The sequence below is a fragment of the Streptomyces sp. NPDC038213 genome (assembly GCF_055600495.1).
On record NZ_JBVJYM010000070.1, the window covers coordinates 1 to 3,391 of the forward strand.

At 71.8% G+C, this 3,391-nt stretch carries 4 protein-coding genes; 1 reads left to right on the forward strand and 3 read right to left on the reverse strand.

What is annotated here, in order from left to right; translation table 11 throughout:
• Positions 1 to 426: 426 nt before the first annotated feature.
• Positions 427 to 1,434 carry a stage II sporulation protein M gene (locus ACZ7JZ_RS35925; protein ID WP_470947349.1) on the reverse strand — a complete coding sequence of 336 codons (1,008 nt, stop codon included), beginning with the start codon at positions 1,432 to 1,434 and terminating at the stop codon, positions 427 to 429.
• A 116-nt stretch (positions 1,435 to 1,550) separates the two neighbouring features.
• Between ACZ7JZ_RS35925 and ACZ7JZ_RS35930 the strand changes: the two genes are divergently transcribed.
• Positions 1,551 to 2,504: an RDD family protein gene (locus ACZ7JZ_RS35930; protein WP_470947351.1), complete on the forward strand. Its 954-nt coding sequence runs from the start codon at positions 1,551 to 1,553 to the stop codon at positions 2,502 to 2,504.
• Here the strand turns inward: ACZ7JZ_RS35930 and ACZ7JZ_RS35935 are convergent.
• Positions 2,501 to 3,124 carry a hypothetical protein gene (locus ACZ7JZ_RS35935; protein WP_470947354.1) on the reverse strand — a complete coding sequence of 208 codons (624 nt, stop codon included), beginning with the start codon at positions 3,122 to 3,124 and terminating at the stop codon, positions 2,501 to 2,503. The two genes, ACZ7JZ_RS35930 and ACZ7JZ_RS35935, sit on opposite strands and share 4 nt — an antisense overlap.
• 102 nt (positions 3,125 to 3,226) lie before the next feature.
• The coding region (locus ACZ7JZ_RS35940) for an adenosylhomocysteinase (protein WP_470946336.1) at positions 3,227 to 3,391 on the reverse strand (165 nt) is incomplete at its 5' end.

Sequence of the window (3,391 nt, forward strand, 5' to 3'; positions counted from 1 at the left end):
GCGTTGATTTTTGGCACGCTGTTGAGTTCTCAAGGTGCGGACGCTTCCTTTGTACTGACCCTCTCGGGCTTTCCTCCGGGCGCTTCCTTCGTTCTTGCGTTTCCGACTCTATCAGATCTTTCCGGACCCGATTTCCTCGGCGCTTTCCGGTCCAAGCCGCTTTCGCGCTTTTCCCTTCCGGCGTTTCCGACTCTATCAGAGCTTCTTGCCGGGTTTTCCGGTTCGAATTCCGATCGGATTCGGAGGATGTGCTCCACGTGTTGGAATTCGATTCCAGAACTTCGGGAGCGAGTGAGACTCTAGATGTTTGCAGTCGGGCTGTCCAGTCCGAGGCAACCGTTCGAATCTACCTCCCCGCTCAGTCCGTGTCAACGGTCTTTGCGGGACGAGGTAGGACACTAGCAGCTCCTGAGGGGTGTGTGCACATCAGGCGGCCGTGGGCAGCGCGTCGCCGCGGTCGGCGGCGGCCACGTCTCCCGTCTCACCGGCGCGGACGGCCCGGCCGCCGAGCACGTACACGTACAGGAGGAAGGCCGCCTCGGCTGCGATGCCGATGGCGATGCGGGCCCAGGTGGGCAGTCCGGAGGGGGTGACGAAGCCTTCGATCAGGCCGGAGACGAACAGCACCGCGGCCAGGCCGAGGGCCATGCCGAGGGCCGAGCGGCCCTCTTCGGCGAGGGCTGCGCGGCGGGTGCGGGGGCCGGGGTCGATGACCGTCCAGCCGAGCTTGAGGCCGGTGCCGGCGGCCACGAACACCGCGGTCAGTTCGAGCAGGCCGTGCGGGAGAATCAGGCCGAGGAAGACGTCGAGCCGACCTGCGGAGGCCATCAGGCCGATGCCGATACCCAGGTTCAGCATGTTCTGGAAGAGGATCCAGAGGACCGGCAGGCCCAGGAAGACGCCCAGGACCAGGCACATCGCGGCGGCGCGGGCGTTGTTCGTCCACACCTGGGCGGCGAACGAGGCCGCGGGGTGGCTGGAGTAGTAGGTCTCGTACTGGCCGCCGGGGCGGGTCATCTCGCGGAGGTCGGCGGGGGCGCCGATGGCCGCCTGTACTTCGGGGTGGGCGGCGATCCACCAGCCGATGAGGGCGCCGACCAGCGTGGAGAGCAGGGCGGCGGGGATCCACCAGTGCCGGCTGCGGTAGACCGCCGCGGGGAAGCCGACGGTGAAGAAGCGGGCGGCGTCGCGCCAGCCGGCCCGGCGGGTGCCCGTGACGGTGGACCGGGCACGGGCGACGAGCTGGGTGAGGCGGCCGGTCAGCAGGGGGTCGGGGGCGCTGGACTGGATCAGCGAGAGGTGGGTGGCGGTGCGCTGGTAGAGGGTGACGAGTTCGTCGGCCTCGGCGCCGGTGAGGTGGCGGCCGCGGTGCAGGAGCTGCTCCAGGCGGTCCCATTCGGCCCGGTGGGCGCTCACGAAGACGTCGAGATCCATCCGGTTGCCGCTCCTGCCCCAGGCGAGCTGTCTGACGACTGCTGACGTACTCCGGTCAGCTTGGCAGACTGGATGGCCGAGGGGCAGGGCCAACAGGGCGGGAAGGACGGGCGTCGGTGAGCGATCTGGTGACGGGGGACGCGGTGGTCCTGGGGCTGCAGCCGGCCCGGCTGCCGAGCCGGGGGCTGGCGATCGCCATCGACCTGGTCGTGCAGGTGACGGTCTTCCTCGTCGTATCGGCGCTGCTGATGGCGGCGACGGGGTCGCTGGACGAGGCCGCGCGGACCGCCGTCCAGATCTCGCTGTTCGTCCTGGTCCTGGTCGGGGTGCCGATCGCCGTGGAGACGCTGAGCCGGGGGCGTTCGCTCGGGAAGCTGGCGTGCGGGCTGCGGGTGGTGCGCGACGACGGGGGGCCGGTGCGGTTCCGGCACGCGCTGGTGCGCGGGTCCCTCGGGATCGTGGAGCTGCTGGCCACCTTCGGGACCATCGCCTGCATCGCCTCGTTGGTGTCCGCGCGCGGGCGTCGGCTCGGGGACGTGTTCGCGGGGACGCTGGTGGTGCGCGAGCGGGTGCCCGGGGCCCGGGGCGGTTATACGCCGCCGCCCCCGCCCTGGCTGGCCGGGCAGTTCACCGGGCTGGACCTGTCGGCCGTACCGGAAGGGCTGTGGCTGGCGATACGCCAGTACCTGACCCGGATGGGGCAGCTGGATCCGCAGGTCAGCGCGTCGATGGCGGCGCGGCTCGGGGACGACCTGGTGGCGTGTACGGGGGCGCCCGCGCCGCCGGGGGTGCCCGCCGCGGCGTATCTGGCGGCCGTGGTGCACGAGCGGCAGCAGCGGGATGCGCGACGGGCGTTCGCGGCGCAGGCCCGGGTTCAGGATCTGGACGGGGGCCGGGTCGAGGACCGGGCCCGGGTTCAGGGGCCGGTCGAGGGCCGGGCGCCGGTTCAGGCGCCGGTTCGGGGCCGGGGGGCGGGGGACGGGGCGGCCGCGGAAGGCGGGGCGGGCGTTCACGGGGACGGGGAGGCGGCGTCCCGGCCGTCTGCGACCGGGTTCGCGCCGCCCGGTTAGGCGGGGTCGGGGAAGGCCGAGGGCGGGGTCTCCAGGTGTTCGAGTTCGATGCCGGGGGCCGAGAGGACCACGTCGCCTGAGATGTGGACCGTGTGCCGCTCGCCCGTGGCCAGGTCGTCGATGCGGTACTCGTCCACAGGCAGCGGGCCGCTGTCGGTGGGGTGCTCTTCACTGGTGACCAGGGACCAGGACTGGTCGACGGTGAGGGGGGCCAGCACCGGTTCCGTGAAGGCGACGAGGCGGACGCGGGTGGCGGGGGATCCGGGGGTGAGCCGGAGCAGGCGGGCGGTGGCGATCAGGAAGGCCGGCGAGGTGCCGGTGAAGGCGGCGGCGCGGACGTTGCCCTCGGTGGCCTCGGTGCCGGTGGGGTCGGTGCGTACCCAGGTGACCCCGTCGATGGCGGCGCCGCGGATCTGCCAGCTGGAGGCGTGGAGTTCGAGGCGGATGGGGCGGCCGAGGTCGTCTACGGCCAGGTCCACGGAGCCGGCGTGCTCGCCGGAGGGGGTGGTGGTCTGGGAGACGTAGCGCCAGCCGGAGGGGCCGGGGGCGCAGTGGAAGTGTTCCTCACCGAGGGGGGTGTGGTCGTGGGTGTCGTGGAGCGAATAGCGGCCGCGGGGCATGGGGTTCCGGTTCCTGACCTGTGTCGGGGGTACGGGGCAGGCCCCCGGCTGCGGGAGCCGGGGGCCTGCCTCAGTGCTGTGCTGTGACCGCTGGGAGCGGGATCAGTAGCGGTAGTGGTCCGGCTTGTACGGGCCCTCGACGGGGACGCCGATGTAGTCGGCCTGCTCCTGACGGAGCGTGGTCAGCTTCACGCCCAGGGCGTCGAGGTGCAGACGCGCCACCTTCTCGTCCAGGTGCTTGGGCAGCGTGTACACGCCCACCGGGTA